The 19,962-nt window shown below is 36.9% G+C and carries 18 protein-coding genes; 5 read left to right on the forward strand and 13 right to left on the reverse strand.

Annotated features, from left to right (window positions below):
- Nucleotides 1-246: 246 nt before the first annotated feature.
- Together rpsI and rplM are read right to left on the reverse strand one after the other, a co-directional pair.
- Complete coding sequence (gene rpsI, locus ACTF48_RS05695; protein ID WP_438962183.1) at nt 247-633, reverse strand: 30S ribosomal protein S9; 387 nt, start codon at nt 631-633, stop codon at nt 247-249.
- Between the two features lies 1 nt (nt 634).
- Nucleotides 635-1,090: a 50S ribosomal protein L13 gene (gene rplM / locus ACTF48_RS05700; RefSeq protein ID WP_438962184.1), complete on the reverse strand. Its 456-nt coding sequence runs from the start codon at nt 1,088-1,090 to the stop codon at nt 635-637.
- Between the two features lie 267 nt (nt 1,091-1,357).
- Here rplM and ACTF48_RS05705 point away from each other — a divergent pair, with 267 nt between their 5' ends.
- Nucleotides 1,358-1,873 carry a lipocalin family protein gene (locus ACTF48_RS05705; protein WP_438962185.1) on the forward strand — a complete coding sequence of 172 codons (516 nt, stop codon included), beginning with the start codon at nt 1,358-1,360 and terminating at the stop codon, nt 1,871-1,873.
- Between the two features lie 46 nt (nt 1,874-1,919).
- On the opposite strand, the gene ACTF48_RS05710 is transcribed toward ACTF48_RS05705, so the two are convergent.
- The 9 genes from ACTF48_RS05710 to ACTF48_RS05750 all read right to left on the reverse strand — a co-directional run bounded on the left by ACTF48_RS05710 (nt 1,920) and on the right by ACTF48_RS05750 (nt 10,458).
- Entirely contained in the window at nt 1,920-2,894 is a 975-nt protein-coding gene (locus ACTF48_RS05710) for an L-histidine N(alpha)-methyltransferase (RefSeq protein ID WP_438962186.1), read from the reverse strand.
- The gene (egtB, locus tag ACTF48_RS05715; RefSeq protein WP_438962187.1) at nt 2,891-4,057 is read right to left on the reverse strand and encodes an ergothioneine biosynthesis protein EgtB; all 1,167 of its coding nucleotides are present in this window, start codon (nt 4,055-4,057) and stop codon (nt 2,891-2,893) included. Before egtB ends, ACTF48_RS05710 begins: the two co-directional genes overlap by 4 nt.
- Before the next feature lie 127 nt (nt 4,058-4,184).
- Nucleotides 4,185-4,784 (reverse strand): hypothetical protein, encoded by a 600-nt coding sequence (locus ACTF48_RS05720; RefSeq protein WP_438962188.1) that lies wholly within the window; start codon nt 4,782-4,784, stop codon nt 4,185-4,187.
- Between the two features lies 1 nt (nt 4,785).
- Nucleotides 4,786-5,610 (reverse strand): thymidylate synthase, encoded by an 825-nt coding sequence (locus tag ACTF48_RS05725; RefSeq protein WP_438962189.1) that lies wholly within the window; start codon nt 5,608-5,610, stop codon nt 4,786-4,788.
- Between the two features lie 166 nt (nt 5,611-5,776).
- Nucleotides 5,777-6,175: a thymidylate synthase gene (locus tag ACTF48_RS05730; RefSeq protein ID WP_438962190.1), complete on the reverse strand. Its 399-nt coding sequence runs from the start codon at nt 6,173-6,175 to the stop codon at nt 5,777-5,779.
- A gap of 123 nt (nt 6,176-6,298) precedes the next feature.
- The gene (locus ACTF48_RS05735) at nt 6,299-7,723 is read right to left on the reverse strand and encodes a NupC/NupG family nucleoside CNT transporter (protein WP_438962191.1); all 1,425 of its coding nucleotides are present in this window, start codon (nt 7,721-7,723) and stop codon (nt 6,299-6,301) included.
- A 14-nt stretch (nt 7,724-7,737) separates the two neighbouring features.
- Complete coding sequence (locus tag ACTF48_RS05740; protein WP_438962192.1) at nt 7,738-8,355, reverse strand: bifunctional nuclease domain-containing protein; 618 nt, start codon at nt 8,353-8,355, stop codon at nt 7,738-7,740.
- A gap of 298 nt (nt 8,356-8,653) precedes the next feature.
- Entirely contained in the window at nt 8,654-9,622 is a 969-nt protein-coding gene (locus tag ACTF48_RS05745; RefSeq protein ID WP_438962193.1) for an electron transfer flavoprotein subunit alpha/FixB family protein, read from the reverse strand.
- A gap of 89 nt (nt 9,623-9,711) precedes the next feature.
- A complete protein-coding gene (locus ACTF48_RS05750; protein ID WP_438962194.1) occupies nt 9,712-10,458 on the reverse strand; it encodes an electron transfer flavoprotein subunit beta/FixA family protein in 747 nt (248 codons plus the stop codon).
- 297 nt (nt 10,459-10,755) lie between these two features.
- Between ACTF48_RS05750 and ACTF48_RS05755 the strand changes: the two genes are divergently transcribed.
- The 4 genes from ACTF48_RS05755 to ACTF48_RS05770 all read left to right on the forward strand — a co-directional run bounded on the left by ACTF48_RS05755 (nt 10,756) and on the right by ACTF48_RS05770 (nt 18,338).
- Nucleotides 10,756-11,736, forward strand: coding sequence for a pyruvate dehydrogenase complex E1 component subunit beta (locus tag ACTF48_RS05755; protein WP_438962195.1), 981 nt, complete (start codon nt 10,756-10,758; stop codon nt 11,734-11,736).
- A gap of 211 nt (nt 11,737-11,947) precedes the next feature.
- A complete protein-coding gene (locus ACTF48_RS05760) occupies nt 11,948-14,515 on the forward strand; it encodes a DUF5686 family protein (RefSeq protein ID WP_438962196.1) in 2,568 nt (855 codons plus the stop codon).
- 271 nt (nt 14,516-14,786) lie between these two features.
- Nucleotides 14,787-17,225, forward strand: a complete 2,439-nt coding sequence (locus ACTF48_RS05765) for a sodium-translocating pyrophosphatase (protein ID WP_438962197.1) — start codon at nt 14,787-14,789, stop codon at nt 17,223-17,225.
- A gap of 84 nt (nt 17,226-17,309) precedes the next feature.
- Nucleotides 17,310-18,338 (forward strand): App1 family protein, encoded by a 1,029-nt coding sequence (locus ACTF48_RS05770; RefSeq protein ID WP_438962198.1) that lies wholly within the window; start codon nt 17,310-17,312, stop codon nt 18,336-18,338.
- A gap of 96 nt (nt 18,339-18,434) precedes the next feature.
- Here the strand turns inward: ACTF48_RS05770 and ACTF48_RS05775 are convergent, their stop codons facing one another.
- Nucleotides 18,435-19,052, reverse strand: a complete 618-nt coding sequence (locus ACTF48_RS05775; protein WP_438962199.1) for a deoxynucleoside kinase — start codon at nt 19,050-19,052, stop codon at nt 18,435-18,437.
- 4 nt (nt 19,053-19,056) lie between these two features.
- The gene (locus ACTF48_RS05780; protein WP_438962200.1) at nt 19,057-19,845 is read right to left on the reverse strand and encodes a hypothetical protein; all 789 of its coding nucleotides are present in this window, start codon (nt 19,843-19,845) and stop codon (nt 19,057-19,059) included.
- Between the last annotated feature and the right edge of the window lie 117 nt (nt 19,846-19,962).

Here is a 19,962-nt window from a genome sequence, read left to right on the forward strand (position 1 = left end):
GTGGACACCTGCGTCAAGTAAATTCTTGACTTCTGTGTTATTTGCCATGTTATTGTAGTTTACGTTCTGTCAGATAGCAATGGTTGAGTGGTCATCTCTAGTGTATAGAAAATCGCCAAAACCATTTAGATGCTAAACTAGGTCCCGACGGCAATCGGGATGACAGCAAATTAAAATTAAAAAAAAATATAAGAACAAATCCCATCGCGATGTAATCGGGATGGGATGATAGTTTTTCTCTGAATATTAACGTTTCGAGAATTGGAATTTCTTCCTTGCTTTCTTCTGACCGAATTTCTTACGTTCCACCATTCTTGGGTCACGGGTCATCAATCCTTCAGGTTTTAATACCTGACGATTCTCAGCGTCTATTTCTACAAGAGCTCTGGAAAGTGCTAGGCGTATAGCCTCTGCCTGTCCAGTGATTCCTCCACCATAAACGTTTACTTTAACGTCATAAGTTCCAGTAGTTTCAGTTAAAGCAAATGGTTGATTTACTTTATATTGAAGAGTACCAGTAGTGAAGTAATCTTTAAGATCTTTATTATTAATAGTGATATTACCTTTTCCATCGCTAAGGTAAACACGAGCTACGGCAGTTTTTCTTCTACCTATTTTGTGTAAAGTTTCCATCTTACTTGATCTCGTTTAAGTTGATAGTAGTAGGTTGCTGTGCATCGTGACCGTGCTCAGTACCATTATATACTTTTAGGTTACGGAAAATTGCTGATCCTAATTTATTCTTAGGCAACATTCCTTTAACAGCTTTTTCTACAACACGTGATGGGTCTTTATCATAAAGCTCCTGTGCAGTAAGACTGCGCTGTCCACCTGGATAGCCGGTGTGGCGTATGTATGTCTTTTCAGACCACTTATTACCTGATAGTTGAATTTTATCAGCATTTATAACAATTACATTATCTCCACAATCTACGTGTGGTGTAAAATTAGTCTTGTACTTTCCTCTTAATAGTTTTGCAACTATTGAAGACATACGACCTAGTGGCTGATCTGCTGCATCTACAAGTACCCATTCCTTGTTTACCGTAGCGCTATTTGCAGAAACTGTTTTGTAACTTAACGTATTCACTTTGAACCTGTTTTAAATTGTATCGATTTCATTGGTTAAAATCGGGCTGCAAATGTATGATTTTATATTTGATTGACAAGCAGTGACATTCAAAAAAAATCAAGATGTTTTTTATCTGTGACAAATTTAGTAGAATTCTTGAAGGTTTTGGAATATGCTTTCGCGCAAGCGGGCTCTAGGTTACAACGGTTTTTTCCTTATTTAATTGCGCTCTAATAGTTTCGTTTCTAGAAGTTTATTATTCCTTATATTTATCAAAAATTTATAATGATGAAAAAATTAATACTACCATTACTAGCTACAGCCATGATTTTTATGGGTTGTGAAGATTCTCCAGCACCAGCATCAAATAATAACGCCGCCATAGCTGGGACTTATGTTTTAAGTACCTTAACGGCTGATGTTGCTGTGGACTTAGATCAGGATATGAGTTCAGACGTGGAGCTTACTAATGAGACGAGCTGTTTTGATACCATGACCATTACCTTTAATTCAGATGGGACCTTTTCAAGTACGGTTGCTGAGGTGAGTTTTGATGCTTCAAATAATTTACAGTGTAATACTGCGGTTGAAACAGGTACTTACTCTTATGCAGCTGGAACATTAACGATCACTGTAAATGTGAACGGTGGAACAATAACCGAGTCTCAACAAGTAGTGTTAACTGCAACTACTCTGTCTTTTAATGTAGATGATAATGATGTGGCGCAATACTTTAGTGGTGCTCCGGGAACTCCTGCCGCTTCTATTTCAAGTTTAGACTTTGTTTATGACAAGAATTAAAGTTAATTTTTTTTAAAATTTATGAGATAGTCCCAAGTTGAATTTTTCAACTTGGGATTTTTTTTATTTCAAATACATAATCTTTGAACATTTTATCCTCATCTTCAAAGATATTTGCTATTTCTAGTCCTGATTCTTTTGCAAGCCATTCTACAATATCATCATCATACTTCTGGGAGATCTCACAGTGAATTGTTTCCCATTTTTTAAAGGAAGCTGTTATGTCGAGTTTTTTTAAGATGACTTCACAGGGCTCAGTGGCTATTAAATAACTTTTTGCAGTTCCTGTTTCTGGATCATAAGATTCCCAGTGTTCAAATTGTTCTACTGGAAAATTAGCATCCATTTCCTTGTTAATGCGATGCAGTAAGTTGCGATTAAATTCTTGAGTTACTCCTTGTGAGTCTGCATAAGCATTTTGAATAGTAAGTGGATCTTTCTTCTGGTCAAAACCCATGAATAGAAAATCCTCACATGACATGACCTCTTTTAGTTTTTTTAGAAAATCTATGGCCTGTGGATGTTGTAAGTTACCTATGTTAGAGCCTAAAACAATAATGACCTTAGGTCTTGTATTATAAGTAGCGAGTCTTTCTAACACCTTAAAGTAAGTGCCTTGCTCTCCTTTAACTTCTAGATGAGGTAGTAACTCAGTTAAGGAGTTGCTTAAATCATCTATAGCATGTTGACTTATATCTACAGGAATATAAGTGAAGTTCACTTTGTTTTCTGCTAGTTCTTTGAGGAGTACCTTAGTTTTTTTACCATCACCAGCGCCTAATTCTATAAGGTCAAAAGCTCCTTGTGCGCTAAATAATTCCCGCAACTCCGATTTGTGTTGGTTCATAATATTATACTCAGCTTGCGTGAGATAATATTCAGGCAGCGCCATGATTTGCTGGAAAAGTTCATCACCACGCTCGTCATAGATATATTTAGAGCTTAGGTATTTAGGAAATGCCGTTAGTCCTTCTTTTACGTGGTTTTCAAATTCTAATTGAAAGGTTGCTTTTTTAGTCATAAAGATTGTACGAGTCTTAAACTCGTGAATTGCCATCTTAAATTAGGATGGAAAAAGTTTCTATAAGTAGGTCTAGCGTGTTGTGGTGGTGTGGCTATGGAGCAGCCTCGCAACACTTTCTGGTTGACCATAAATTTACCATTATATTCTCCTAGTGCGCCATCAGGTTTTTTATAATTAGGGTATGGTAGGTAAGCGCTTTCAGTCCATTCCCATCTTTTTCCCCAGTTGAATTGTTTTTGTGCAGCTTCCCATTCAAATTCTGTAGGTAGTCTCATGCCTTTCCATTGTGCAAATGCAAATGCTTCATAATAGGAAATATGAGTAACGGCGCTATTTTTGTCTACTTTTTGAATGCCATTTAGGGTGTATTGTTTCCAGTCGTTTCCTTCTTGATACCAGTACATAGGTGCTGTGATATTGTTTTTTTGAACCCAATCCCAACCTTCAGTATGCCATAACATAACATTTTTATATCCGCCAGCACTTATAAATTCTATCCACTCGCCACAGCTTACCAGATTGCTTGAAATGCGATAGGATTCTAGAAATACACGGTGTTTAGGTTGCTCATTATCATAACAAAATTCACTGTTTGAATGGCCTATTTCATAGATCTGAGCTGGGATTTCCTGCCATTTTTGAGCATCAGAATTTATAAACACTTCATCCTTAACATCACCGTATATAGGTAATAAAGGGTTGTTTCCTAAAATATATTTAATGTCTGTGAGTAATAACTCTTGGTGCTGCTTCTCGTGATGAATTCCTATTTCTAGTATGGGTAAGAGTTCTTCTTTCCAGTGGTTTTTTAAAAGTTGCTCCATGTGGTAGGTGACGTGGGCACGGTATTTATAAACTTCATCCACGCTAGGTCTGGATAAATTACCGCGATCTGTGCGCACTACTCGAGCACCTATACTTTCATAATAACTATTGAAAACATAAGCATATTGCTCATGATATCTCTGGTAGCCAGGTAAGTTCTTATCTAGCAGGAACTCTTCAAAAAACCAGGTGGTGTGACCTAAATGCCATTTAGGCGGCGATACATCTACTATAGGTTGTACCACATAATCCTCTTTTTCAAGAGGCTCACATAACTTATGAGTATGTAACCTTGTGGCTGTAAATAGTTTGAGAAGTTCGTGTGCTGAGTTCATCTTCTCAAAGTTAAAAGGAATTTATTAAAGGCTGTAATAAAAAGGGATCCTTTTATAAATTACTTGGGGTTTGTGTGGTTACGCTTTCGCGAAAGCGTGTTGAAAAACATATTATTTACAAGAAGATTTATGGTTTTCTATTGCGTCTATCATAATCTTTAAAGTCGTTCTCTTGCTTGCCAGCAAATCTAGAAATGATACCAATGAGTAGTGCCAGTAAACCAACTCCACGAAGAACCCAGCGCCATGGAAAGTCACTTGAGTTAGACGTTGTATCATAATTATTGAAATCGTTTTGGTTTTGTAGCTGTTTTAAAGCTTTTTCAAAATCTTTGCGCTGTTGTGCTTTGGTCTTATAAGTTGAGGCAGAAAGGGTAGTGCTTTTAGGTTTTCCTTTCAGGTTAAGGTGTATGGGAGAGACTGTTAATCTTGCACTGGCTGGTATAGAAATAGATTTGTCTCTATAGATTTTGCGGTGGAATAATTCATTAGTCGTAGGGTCATGAAGTTCTACTAAAAACTTAGTAAGGGATTTATGAGCGTCCCAACTTGCGGTAGCCATACCAGGTTCTGAGGCGATCATTTTTAAATCTACCACATAAAAACTAGGTGAGTCTTTAAACTCTGTGTTATCGATTTCTTTAAAATCTGCATAAGCAGGATCACTATCTTGAGCCATAGATAGGCCACAAAGAAAGAATGTTAATGCAAGTAATAAATATCTCATATTATATAGCTACGGCTCCTTTAATAGCTGGATGCGGATTATAATTTTCTAAGGTAAAGTCTTCAAATTTAAAGTCAAAGATGTCCTTTATATCAGGATTCATTTTCATGGTAGGTAACTCACGTGGTTCTCTGCTCAATTGTAACTTCACTTGATCCATGTGGTTAGAGTAAATATGCACGTCACCAAAGGTGTGGATGAAGTCTCCATATTCAAAACCGCAAACCTGTGCCATCATCATAGTGAAAAGCGCATAGCTAGCTATGTTAAAAGGAACACCTAAAAAAACATCGGCGCTGCGCTGGTAGAGCTGGCAGCTTAATTTATTATCAGAAACATAAAACTGAAAAAACGCGTGGCACGGTGGTAGTGCTGCTTTACCGTTTGCTACGTTTTCTGAAAAACTAACACTGGTGTCTGGCATTACACTTGGGTTCCATGCGCTTACCATCATGCGACGGCTATTAGGGTTGTTTTTTAAAGTTTCTATAATCCCTTTTATTTGGTCTATGTCTTCACTATTCCAGTTGCGCCACTGGTGTCCATAAACAGGTCCTAGATCTCCATTCTCATTTGCCCATTCATTCCATATACGTACTCCATTATCTTGCAGGTATTTCACGTTTGTGTCTCCAGTTAAGAACCAGAGCAACTCGTGAATGATCGATTTTAAATGGAGTTTTTTAGTAGTTACCATAGGGAAACCTTCTTGCAAGTTAAAACGCATTTGATATCCAAAAACACTTCTTGTTCCTGTTCCTGTGCGGTCACCTTTATCTATTCCTTGGTCTAATATGTGTTGAAGTAAATCGTGATATTGTTTCATTTGTAAGTTCTTGTAAAGTAGAGTCCTTTATAGGGATTTCAGATCACAAAATAGCAGAATAAATTATCTTATCAAGAAATAAACGGATTTAAAAATGAAGACTTTATTAACTAGTTCTTAATACCCTAAATGATAAATGAGTATTAAACTTTTTGATGGAACCTTTCTAACTGGCTATTTTATGAAACGTGTTAGCCCATGCTATTGCGCTATCTACGTTTTTAAATAGTCCAAAAGAGCCATTATATAAGGATTGTTCTTCTATGGCACGCTCTATTTCTTGTTCAGATATAGAAACAACGGCTATACCGATAAGCTTCTTAGGGTTTATTAATTTGTATACAGACAAATCTATTTGATGAGAAAAGACTCTATTTGCGATATATACAAAGGGTTGTGATGTAAAATAGTTATGCAGGTCATTAAGTAATGTTTTTGCAACTTTTGTGCCTACAGTAATACCATCATTAATGATGCTAACGGCATAGTGATCGTAACAATAGAGGTTTCCAAATTCATATTGAAAATGATGTTTTGCACTATCAATATAATTAAAAGGCTCCATAAGGTTAAACACTATTTTAAGAACTCAAAGTTATTAAAATTATCTTAAAAACCTATTTTTTGTTTAATAAAATGAAGCAAACTACAAACAAAATAAAAATAATGAAGCTAGAGTTTTAGGTTTTTAACCAAATAACATTCCAGCAATGGTAGCGGTAAGTAATGCAGCGCAGGTTCCACCTATGAGTGCCTTAATTCCAAAAGCTGCTAGTGTTTTGCGCTGTCCTGGTGCTAGAACTCCTATTCCGCCTATTTGTATTCCTATAGAGGCAAAGTTTGCAAAGCCACATAATGCATATGTAGCTATAATGATAGATTTAGGGTGCATAATTTTACCAGCCTCTTTAAGATCCTTAAGCGAGCTATAAGCGATAAATTCATTAAGGATCGTTTTTTCTCCTAGTAATTGACCTACTAAAACTATGTCCTCACTGTGCACGCCGATGATCCAAGCTATAGGGGCAAATAAATTCCCTAAAATATATTGCATAGAAAACCCATCATAACGACCATTACTAGAGGATTCTATGACTCCATTAAGACCGGAGTATGCTCCTATTAAATCCTTAAGTCCAAAATTTATTACTGCGATAAGAGCGGTAAATACTAATAACATGGCACCTACATTTACAGCTAGTTTTAACCCGTCAGTTGTACCTCTGGAAATAGCGTCTAAGATATTAGAGCCTATTTTATCTTTAGAGACTTTAAGAGAACGGTCTATGTCTGCAGGGTTTTCTTCAGGAAACAACATTTTTGCAATAACGATAGCGGCTGGAGCACTCATTATGGATGCTGTTAGTAAATGCTTTGTGAAAAGGATTTGTTGTGCTTCACTTTCTCCTCCTAAAAAGCCTATGAAAGCAGCTAATACTCCACCAGCAATAGTAGCCATTCCACCTACCATAAGACATAACATCTCTGACTTGGTCATTTTTTCTAAATAGGGTTTAACGACTAAGGGCGCTTCGGTCTGACCTATAAAAATATTTGCTGCTGCTGCAAGTGATTCTGCACCACTTAAGCGCATGGTTTTACTCATAATCCAAGCGAGTACATAGACTACTTTCTGTAAGATTCCTAGATAATATAACAAGGATGTAAAAGCCGAGAAAAACACAATGGTAGGAAGGACTTTAAAGGCAAATACATAACCCCAACTTTGGCTAGGATCTATAAAGTTACCAAAAACAAACTCTGCTCCAGCTTCACTTACAGCAAGAAATTTTACGACTCCTGTAGAAATAGCATCAAAAATAGAAGCAACACTTTCAAATTTAAGAACCGCAATGGCAAATAAAATCTGTAATGTCAGTCCTACACCTACTAGTCTCCAGTCTATTTTTCTTTTGTTTTTACTAAGGATAAAGCATAACCCTAAAATAAAAATGATACCTATAACGCCTCGATAAAAACTCTCAAAACTAAATCCCAGATCATCTGATATCTCGAGATTAGTAGAAACCGTTTCTTGAGCAAATCCTATAAAACCAGTGCCTATGATAAATAAAAAAGTCAGAATGGTTTTAGAAAAGGAAGGTAGAGTCATAATAAGTAATGGATTTATCGCTTAGATATTTCATCACGCAAGCGTGCGGCGAGTTCATAGTTTTCATTAGAAACAGCTTCATCTAGCATTTTATGAAGTTCCTTAGTGCTTAACTGGCTGTAGTTATCAGTTTTTGATGATTGAGCATTCATAAGTTCATCAATAAAGTCGTCTTCATGAAGGTCTATTGGGTCTTCTCTCAATTCTTTATCAGGTCTTATGTGGGATTGTACACCTGCCTCATCAAGGATGTTTTCATAAGTAAAAACGGGAGCTTTAAACCTTACCGCTAGGGCAATAGCATCACTGGTTCTAGCGTCTATGATTTCTTCAATTTTATCACGTTCACAAATCAAGCTAGAGAAAAACACACCATCTACAAGCTTATGAATTATTACTTGTTTTACCACAATTCCAAAACGCTCGCCAAAGGTTTTAAACAAATCATGAGTTAATGGTCGTGGTGGGCTTATTTCTTTTTCTAGAGCGATAGCTATACTTTGAGCTTCAAACGCACCTATTACTATAGGCAGCTGTCTGTCACCATCTACTTCTTTAAGTACAAGGGCATATGCGCCGTTTTGCGTCTCACTATATGAAATACCTCTTATGTTAAGTCTTTTTAGACTCATAGTTTATGACTCTTTAAAATAAAAAAAGCTGTGCAAAAATGAGTGTTTTTCTCATAATGCACAGCCTTAAATTTAAGAAAATCTTTATAAGTTATTAAGGAATAGTTTTTTTAAGCTTAAAAACCATAATTCAAATCACAAATCAACATTTACCTAACACTTACATTTTGTAGTTACTATGATATTAAAATTGAAATAAGATAGATTATAAGGTTTTAGTAAAACAACTTAGTTTAGTTAGATGGAAGGATTCTAAAATCACAAATTCAACTAATAACTAATAACTAATAACTAATAACTAAGCGTTTGCTGCTTTAAATGCTTTTAATTTTTCAATTAAAGCAGGTACTACTTCAAACGCATCGCCCACTACACCATAGTCTGCCGCTTTAAAGAACGGAGCTTCTGGGTCTGTATTAATAACTACTTTTACTTTTGAAGAACTTACTCCTGCTAGGTGCTGGATTGCTCCAGATATTCCTATAGCAATATATAAATTAGTGGCTACTGGCTTACCAGTTTGTCCTACGTGTTCTCCATGAGGTCTCCATCCCATATCACTTACGGGTTTAGAACAAGCGGTTGCAGCTCCTAAAACAGCAGCAAGCTCTTCTACCATTCCCCAGTTTTCTGGACCTTTTAATCCACGACCTGCGCTTACTACTACTTCGGCATCGGCTATGGAGACTTTATCTGTTGCTTTATCTACTGATTGTACTTCAACTTTAAAGTCGTCATCACTAAGTGATGGACTAAAAGCTTCGGTTGTACAAGCAGTTGCATTTTCTTTCAAACCATAAGAGTTGTTTGCAAGGCCTACTAATTGATGAGCTGTAGAAATCTCAGTCATGGCAAATGCCTTATTTGTAAAAACAGATCTTTTTACAGTAAAAGGATTTGTAGATACCGGTAATTCCATCACATTAGTCGCATAACCTGCTTCTAGGTGCACGCTTAATAAAGCGCCTAAATATTTAGAATTTGCACTAGAGCTTATCACTACAGTTGTTGCTCCTACTGCTTTTGCAGCTTGTGCAATCGCATCAGCATAAGCCGCTGCATTAAATTTCTCAAGTTTTGAGTCGGTAACATTTAATTGTTTTGAGACTCCATAGGTTCCTAAATCTCCTGCGCCATCTGCATGAAATGAAATAGCAGCAACGTCTGTTCCTAACTGGTCTGCGATCCCTTTTCCATAGCTCGCAACTTCATAAGCAGCCTTTTTAAAAGAGCCACCTTCAGTTTCTGTATATACTAATACTGACATAGTTAAAATATTTTGAGAAGAGCACTACGCTCTTACTATTAGTTATGATTGTTGTGGTTCCGCTTTCGCGAAAGCGTATAAAATTATTTCTAGATAGCCTTTGCCTCGTTGTGTAACAAGTCTATAAGCTGGTCTAGGTTATCTGCATCAACTAGTTTTACATCTCCTTTAGGAGCTGGTTTTTCAAATGACACTGTTTTAGTTTCGGTCGCTGTTGCTGAAGATGCCACAACGTTTAATGGCTTTTTACGCGCCATCATAATTCCACGCATATTAGGAATTCTTAAGTCACTTTCTTCTACAAGACCTTTCTGTCCTCCTATAATAAGTGGTAGTGTAGTGGTAACGGTTTCTTTCCCACCATCTATTTCTCTGGTAGCAGTTGCGCTAGACCCATCTATTTCTAAAGAAATACAAGTATTTACAAAGCTAGAACCAGTCATGGCAGCAACCATTCCTGGAACCATGCCGCCGTTATAATCTATAGATTCACGACCAGCAATTACTAAGTCATAACCACCATTTTTAACAACCGTAGCCAGCTCTTGAGCAACGGCATAACCGTCTAAGGCAGGCGCGTCCACTCTTATAGCACTGTCTGCACCTATCGCAAGTGCTTTTCTTAAGGTAGGTTCTACCTCAGCACCTCCTACAGTGACTACTTCTACACTAGCGCCTTGTTTTTCTTTAAACCACATGGCTCTAGTAAGACCAAATTCATCATTAGGATTAATAACATATTGAACACCGTTAGTGGCAAACTGAGTATTATTTTCAGTAAAATTAATCTTTGAAGTGGTATCTGGCACGTGGCTTATACAGACTAATATCTTCATATTTCACAGGTTTTTTATAAGTTTTGAAAACGATTGCGAAAGTAAGCAAAAAAGCCTAAAAAAACTATGCATGCATAGTAAATTTTATCGCTTTAGTACACTAAATCTATGATATGTTTCTTTTTAACGGATTAGTGTAGCTTTTTTAACTTAATTGTAACAGCGTTACGAAATCGTTTTCAATTTTGCAGAATGTATTTTTATGCCTCTATAGGAACATTTTTTATCTTAAAATGTAGCGTACTATCGTTGGGTAAGTTATTTTTGTTGTCCGTTTGTTTTAAAACAGAAGTATATATGAAGACTATACAATTCCGCGAGGCGATTTGCGAAGCGATGAGTGAAGAGATGCGACGCGACGAGTCCGTTTATTTAATGGGTGAAGAAGTGGCAGAATATAATGGAGCTTATAAAGCTTCAAAAGGTATGCTAGACGAGTTTGGCCCTAAGCGTGTGATAGACACGCCTATTGCTGAGTTAGGATTTGCAGGTATCGCTATAGGAAGTACCATGACAGGTAACCGTCCTATCGTAGAATACATGACTTTTAACTTCTCTCTGGTAGGTATTGATCAAATTATCAATAACGCAGCAAAAATACGCCAGATGTCTGGTGGACAGTTAAAATGTCCTATCGTTTTCCGTGGTCCTACGGCAAGTGCTGGACAGCTTGCGGCTACGCACTCACAAGCATTTGAAAACTGGTTTGCAAATACACCAGGTCTTAAAGTAATCGTTCCTTCTAATCCTTATGATGCAAAAGGTCTACTTAAAGCAGCTATACGTGATGATGATCCTGTAATTTTTATGGAGTCTGAGCAAATGTATGGTGATAAAGGTGAGGTGCCAGAAGGTGAGTATGTATTACCTATAGGTGTTGCAGAGTTAAAAAGAGAAGGAACAGACGTAACGATCGTTTCCTTTGGTAAGATTATAAAAGAAGCCTATAAAGCGGCAGACGAGCTAGAAAAAGATGGAATTTCTTGTGAGATCATCGATTTAAGAACTGTACGTCCTTATGATAAAGAAGCGATTTTAAAATCTGTTAAGAAAACTAATAGACTTGTGATCCTGGAAGAGGCGTGGCCATTTGGTAACGTGTCTACTGAGATTTCTCACATGGTACAAGCTGAGGCATTTGACTACTTAGATGCTCCTATATATAAAATTAATACGGCTGATACGCCAGCACCATATTCCCCAGTATTACTGGCAGAGTGGTTGCCTAATCATAATGACGTGGTAGAAGGTGTAAAGAAAGTGATGTATAGAAAGTAAAAATAGAATTATATCATAATAAAGAATAACCGTTCCTTTTAAGGAGCGGTTTTTTTTGTGACTTAATGACTTTTTACCATAGTTCTATTTAAAAAAGGCTAAACAACCTTTATTTCATAACGTTAAACCATTAAAACAACCTTTGTTTTGTTACAAAACAAATAACTTAAAAAGTAGTTTTATATTCGGCGGTTCTTAGTTATATATGAATATGAGTTATTTTCAAGACCTCTTTTTATTACGCTTTCGCGAAAGCGCAACACAAAGAAATTCCCGTTTTTCTATATCGCAGCTTGCAACACTATTGCTCTTTACCTTATTGCTGGCAGCCGGAACAGTAACGGCTCAAACTAAAGTAGGTGGTGTGATTTATGATGAATATGGCGATGGAGTACCGTTTGCAAATGTGCTTTTTCCCGGTTCCAGTGAAGGAACGATTACTAATGATAACGGGCGTTTTTACTTGCAGTCAGATAATAATTATGACACCATTCAAATTTCATTTATAGGTTATGAAACGCTTACTTATACACTCGAAAATAAAGTAAGTTTAGAACTTAATCTTACCCTTAAAACTGAGGCTGCGGCGCTGGATGCAGTAGTGATTTATACCGGTAAAACTTCTAAAAAGAACAATCCGGCACTGGATATCTTAAGAAAAGTATGGGAAAATCGTCGTAAAAATGGATTGAAACAGTTCAAACAATATCAGTACGATAAATACGAGAAACTAGAATTTGACATGAATACCATAGATAGTCAGATGGTAAATTCTAAACTTTTCCGTGGAATGGAGTTCATATTTGATTATGCAGACACGAGCAGTGTAACTGGTAAAACCTATTTGCCTATTTTTATTAATGAATCGCTGGCTACCGTTTATGGTGATAATGAGAGGAATAAAGAGAAAACGGTCGTTAATGCAAATAAAAATTCTGGATTCTCTGATAACCAGACCATCATCGCTTTTGTAAAAGACCTCTATGCAGACATAGACGTGTATGACCGTTATTTGAAGTTTTTTGATAAAAGCTTTACCAGTCCAGTAGGTAAAAGTGGTATAGATACTTATAACTATATTTTAAGAGATACTGCGATAGTAGATGGAGTAGAGGCATATAATATTATTTATTACCCGCGTAGAAAAGGAGAGCTTACCTTTAAAGGAGATTTTTGGGTCGCTGCAGATTCTTATGCGATTAAAGAAATTAATCTTCAGGCTACTAAAAGTGCTAACGTGAACTGGGTAAAAGAAATCTACATGGAACAAGAGTTTGATGTGTTGAACGATAGTTTATTTTTAATTACTCGGGATTACTTTATGAGTGATTTTGCCCTTAATAAAAAGGAGGAATCTAAAGGGATGTATGGTAAACGTACCACGCTATTTAATAACTATGAGTTTGATGTTAAAAAAGAAGAAGATTTTTATAAACGCCGTGTAAATGATTATGATCCTGAAATCTATGATCGTGATGAGGCATACTGGGATGAGAACCGACTGGAAAAATTAAATAAAGACGAGAAGCAAATCTACACTATGCTAGACACGCTTAAGACTAATAAAAAGTTCAAACGTTTATATAACATAGGATCTATTCTCGCTTCTGGTTATTATGAGGTGGATAACTTTGATATAGGTCCAGTCTTTAGTGTTTTTGGGTTTAATGAAGTAGAAGGGTTGCGATTAAGAGCTGGTGGGCGCACGTTTTTTAGTTCTAATGATATGTGGCGACTAGAAGGTTATGGAGCTTATGGTTTTAGGGATAACCAGTTTAAATATGGAATCGCGGGAAAATGGTTGATAGATAAGCAGAGTCGTCTTACCATTTCTGGAGGGAACCGTAGAGATATAGAACAACTAGGAGCTAGTTTAACAAATACTAATGATGTGCTAGGTCGCAGTCTTGCATCTAGTGCCTTAATTACCGCAGGAAATAATAATAGCTTATCGAGTATTAATTTAACAACCTTAGGGTTAAGTTTTGAACCTAAGTATAACCTTGAATTTAGACTGGGAACAAGTTATAGAACCATAAAAAGCGGTGCGCCAGATGTGTTCAGTCTTGATTATTTTGATCCAGAATCAATTACAGGAATAGCAAATGAAACCCGTCAAGCAGATGCTAGTTTAACGATGACCTTTTCACCAGGACGTAAAACCTCTAATTATGGCGTGGATAGAACTATAATTAATAGTGGTGAATATCCTATTCTTTTTGCCAGTTACACACGTGGTTTTAAAGGACTTTTTGATAGTGACTTTGATTTTGATAAAGTACAGTTTTACTACAGTCATCCATTACAAATAGGAGCTTTTGGGAGACTAACGGCTCGTGTAGAAGCTGGTAAAACCTTTGGAGAAGTACCACTTGCTTTATTAAATGTCGTTCCAGGAAACCAGACCTATTTTAATATTAGTGGCGCTTTTAATACCATGAATTTTTATGAGTTTGTGACAGATGAGTATGTTACGGTTCACTTAAATCATAATTTTAACGGTCGCTTATTTTCGAGAATACCTTATTTAAGAGATCTGAATTTAAGAGAACTAGTAGGCGTGCGTGCTGTTTATGGACAGATTAGTGATGAGAACATCGCTTTAAACGCTAGTGGTTTAACTTATCAAGCACCAGAAGATATTTACTGGGAATACAGCGCCGGGATAGGAAATATTTTTAAAGTACTACGCCTCGATGTAAGCTTTAGAGGTGGCTATAATTACTTACCCGATGCTAGATCCATGGCTATTACGGGTAGTTTTGGGTTTAGTTTTTAGAGTGGAAAAGTTTCCGTTATCTATCCCTAAAAAGGTGCGCTAACACATTAATGTCATACATACTCGGAGTAATGGTAACATCGGTACATGTTGGTTTAGTCAGCTTGGTTTAAGCAAATCGACTTTTAAAACTTATAGCGTTGTATAATAATTCTGTTACAATTTCTTAGATATGAGCCTATTCTTATAGAGGTCATTAAAATATCGTTATAGTACCTTTAACATTATTTTATTACATTAGCGAGATTTTAAAAACCAAACAATATTATTTATGGAATCATACATGATTTATATGCCACTCGTACTGGCAGTTCTAGGATTACTTTACATGTTTATTAAGAAATCTTGGGTATTAAAACAAGATGCTGGAGATGGAAAAATGAAAGAGATTTCAGATTACATCTATGAAGGCGCTCTCGCATTCTTAAAGGCAGAATATAGATTACTAGCCATTTTTGTGGCAGTGGTTAGTGTGTTACTCTTTGTGGTATCACTTGTAGTACCTACTACACATTGGTTAATTGTGTTCGCTTTTATCTTTGGAGCGATATTTTCTGCTTATGCAGGAAATGTAGGTATGAAAATCGCAACACAAACTAATGTGCGTACGACTCAAGCAGCACGTACTAGTTTGCCTAACGCGTTGAAAATCTCCTTTGGTGGTGGTACCGTTATGGGATTAGGTGTTGCTGGATTAGCAGTTCTAGGGCTTACAGCATTCTTTATCTTCTTCTATCATTACTTTATGGGTGGCACCTGGACTGATACTGATGCTATGACCATTGTTCTAGAAACACTAGCAGGTTTCTCCTTAGGAGCTGAGTCTATTGCGCTTTTTGCGCGTGTAGGTGGTGGTATTTATACTAAAGCGGCAGACGTAGGTGCTGACCTAGTAGGTAAAGTAGAAGCAGGAATTCCTGAAGATGATCCTCGTAACCCAGCTACTATTGCTGATAATGTAGGTGATAACGTAGGTGATGTAGCCGGAATGGGTGCAGACCTTTTTGGCTCTTATGTAGCAACCGTTCTTGCGGCAATGGTTCTAGGAAATTATGTCATCAAAGATATGGGTGGTGATATTACCTCTCATGGATTTGATGGTATAGGACCAGTTCTTTTACCTATGGCTATTGCTGGTGTAGGAATTATTATTTCTATTATAGGAACCATGCTGGTAAAAATTAAAAATAATGATGCTAAAGAGTCTCAAGTAATGGGTGCGCTTAACATCGGTAACTGGACTTCTATTGTGCTTGTAGCAGCGGCTTGTTTCGGCCTTTGTATGTGGATGCTTCCTGAAACCATGCAAATGGAATTCTTTGGAGAAGGTTTAATGGAGATTTCTTCTATGAACGTATTCTTTGCAACATTAGTAGGACTAGTAGTAGGAGCAGTGATATCTTCTGTAACAGAATATTATACGGGATTAGGTAAAAAGCCTATCCTTAAAATTGTACAACAATCATCTACAGGTGCTGGGACTAACATTATTGCAGGTCTGGCAACAGGAATGATTTCTACATTCCCATCAGTATTATTATTTGCTGGTGCAATCTGGGCATCTTATGCTCTTGCAGGGTTTTATGGAGTTGCACTAGCTGCAAGTGCTATGATGGCAACTACAGCCATGCAATTAGCCATTGACGCCTTTGGTCCTATATCTGATAACGCCGGTGGAATAGCCGAAATGAGCGAGCAAGAACCTATCGTACGTGAACGTACGGATATTTTAGACTCTGTAGGGAACACTACAGCAGCAACTGGAAAAGGATTTGCAATTGCAAGTGCAGCATTAACTTCACTAGCTTTATTTGCCGCTTATGTAACCTTTACAGGAATAGATGGTATTAATATATTTAAAGCTCCAGTACTCGCTATGTTATTTGTAGGTGGAATGGTGCCAGTAGTTTTCAGTGCACTAGCTATGAATGCCGTCGGTAAAGCAGCTATGGAAATGGTTCAGGAAGTAAGACGTCAGTTTAAGGCTATTCCTGGAATTATGGAAGGAACTGGTAAGCCAGAATATGATAAATGTGTAGCTATTTCTACACAAGCATCTTTAAAAGAAATGATGCTGCCAGGTTTATTAACCATAGGCTTCCCATTAGTGATCGCTTTCTTACCATTATTATTTGGTATGGAAAAACTAGCTATCGCTGAGATGTTAGGTGGATATATGGCAGGTGTAACAGTAAGTGGAGTGCTTTGGGCGATTTTTCAAAACAACGCTGGTGGTGCCTGGGATAACGCAAAAAAATCTTTTGAAGCTGGAGTAGAAATCGACGGTGAGATGACTTATAAAGGAAGTGATGCTCATAAAGCAGCAGTAACTGGTGATACCGTAGGTGACCCTTTTAAGGATACTTCTGGTCCATCTATGAATATTTTAATTAAGTTAACTTGTTTAATAGGTTTAGTAATTGCACCTATCCTAGGTGGTCACACTGAAGACGGTCATGCCACTACAACTCCAGCGGTACAACAAGAGGTCGCTGCCACAGCAAGTGCTCAAAACAACAGTTCTATAATTAAAAACACTGATATTCAAAAATCTGTAGATGAGGAAACGGGAATCGTAACAGCTCATGTTTCTTACCGCAGGTCATTAAATGGTGCAACCATTACTAAGACTCAAAAATTTATAGGGACTGAGAATGAGGTAAATGCTAAGATTGCAGCCTTAAATAAAAGTATTTCTGAGTTTAAATAAAAACTTAGTTATTTATAAAATCCCATTCTGGCACAGCTGGAATGGGATTTTTTATTTCAGTAATTTATTACCTATTTTCACATCATGGCAATTTTCAAACGTGACCCATGGATATTAAACGTTTATCGCACTTACAGCGGTAGTCGCCACCTCTACATACGCGGTCGAGCCCTAGAAGACCAGCCGCTCAAACACTACGAGCAGCAAACTATTTATCAAACGCTGCGCAATACTTGGAGAACCTTTAAGACTGATGAGATACGCAACGCGCTTGTGGTACTTAAATTACCTAACGGTCATACATATGAAACTCGTGCAGACCATGAAGGATATTTTCTATTTGATATCGCCATAGAAAATGATCTACGATCACTCACTGATGATGAAGGATACTTGCCTCTTTCAGTAGAATTTGATGAGGATAATGCCGCTTTTGCAAAAGCTAAAAAGCAAAAACGTATTACTAATAATAGTTTTAAAGGCGAGACACTCATACCGCCCAGTAGCGGGAAGTATGGAGTGATTAGTGACATAGATGATACCATTATGCATACTGGGGTAACCAGTTTTCTAAAAATACGGGTAGCCTTTAATACTTTTTTTAAGAATTACGATCGTAGACTACCGCTTAAAGGTGCCGCAAATCTGTATCAATTATTACATAAAGGAGCTTCTGGAAAGGATCAAAATCCCATGTTCTACCTTAGTAATAGTCCATGGAATTTATATAAGTATCTTGAGAAATTCTTAGATTTTCATGGGTTCCCTAAAGGTCCTATTCTATTGCGAGATTTTCCCACGCCATGGGATAGAACTCCTAAATTAAAACGTCCACATAAGGCGCATGAACTGCTTAATATTTTAAAGCACTACCCGTTTATGAAGTTCATACTCATAGGTGATAGCGGTGAGCATGATGTAGATTATTATAAAGACGTTGCTGAGCAATATCCAGACCGTATTATGGCCATTTATTTAAGATCAGTGAACCATGAAAAGAAAATGGCCCGTGTAAAATCCATCGCTGACTCGTTTAAAATATGTCCCATGTTACTTGTTCAAGAATCTACTGAGGCTCTTGATCATGCTCGTGGAATGGGATGGATTGTTTAGTTTCAATCATTCAGTCTACAGTCAGAATTGATAATTATACCAATTTATGTTTCTCTTATCTAGTGGAGCGATGAAAACTTTTCATGTACATATTTACTAAGCAAAAAGCCCAGTAAGCTCACCATCTATTCTATTGATTATATCACCTAGATCCTCTGGGTTATTTACAAAGTCTATGTCATCTACATCTATAATAAGAAGATTTCCTTTATCATAACCGTGGATCCATGCTTCATAACGCTCATTCAAGCGGCTTAGGTAATCTATGGAAATTGTGTTTTCATAATCGCGTCCACGTTTATGAATCTGGTTCACGAGATTAGGAATAGAACTGCGCAAATAGATCATCAAATCTGGAGCAGCCACAAGTTTTTCCATTAAGTTGAAAAGGGTAGAGTAATTATCAAAATCACGCTGCGATAACAATCCCATAGCATGAAGGTTAGGAGCAAAAATACTGGCATCTTCATAAATCGTGCGGTCCTGAATGATCTTTTTACCACTTTCACGGATCTCCAGTATCTGACGGAAACGACTGTTCAAGAAATACACCTGTAAATTAAAAGACCAGCGTTCCATATCTGTATAAAAATCTTCTAGATATGGATTCTCTAAAACGTCTTCAAATTGAGGTGTCCATTTATAATGTTTAGCAAGTAATTTAGTAAGAGTAGTTTTTCCAGCTCCTATATTTCCGGCGACTGCGATATGCATAAGATTATTTCTTCAGGTTGATTGTATCAACAATTAAACGATTGCGGTTGTAAATATAAAGTTTATTGCCTTTTATATAAAGAGATTCTGGCACGTATTCTTTAGAAATTGGTTGTTTTAGTTCGCTTTCGCTAAAGCGGAATTCCTTATCAAATCGGTACCATTTCCAGCCATTACTATTTTTATAGACTAATAGCTCAAAGTCATAAGCCACAGGAAGTTGCACTTCTGCACTAATACGGCTGGTTTCACTAGCATAAGTATTAAAAGAGATAATAGAGTTACTGGTAATTAAATGGCAAAAGTTGTAATCACACTGCATTTTTACCACAGGATTGCTTGTGGGTGTGGTGCTGTTAATGAGTCTATTGTTCACATAATCATAAAGTTCTAACCGCGACATATCCATGTTATAGAGCCACAAACGACGTTCACCAGCGAGCCGTGCATGTTCTATAAATCGCTGAGGTTGTAGCGTGTTAAGATTAAGCCTTAATTGCTCATTCAAGCGGTTATCCAGGAAAACTATGGTTTGCATGTCTCTATAAAACACAAGTATTTTTAATGGATTAATAATATCTACACTGGCGATATCGCCTAGTTGTAGATCATAAAACTCCATACGATCAGTAGGTGATTTTTTATACAAAACGTTATTAGTGCTGTAATACAAATTTTCAAAATCGTCCACACCATAAAATTCATCGCATATAAGCGATATACTTTGTGTAGAGCTCTGTTGTGCTTGTGTAGTAAGCAAACTTGTGAAAAATAAAATCAATAACCATTTCATGCGGTTAAAATACAACCAATTATCGAACCAAGATTCCATTGCAGTAGCAACCTCACCCGTTTTAACTTGAAAAGTAGCAATCGCACTTTACTTTGGCTTAGGTTTTTGAGGCATCGG

Source organism: Nonlabens sp., assembly GCF_965660805.1.
Taxonomy (GTDB): domain Bacteria; phylum Bacteroidota; class Bacteroidia; order Flavobacteriales; family Flavobacteriaceae; genus Nonlabens.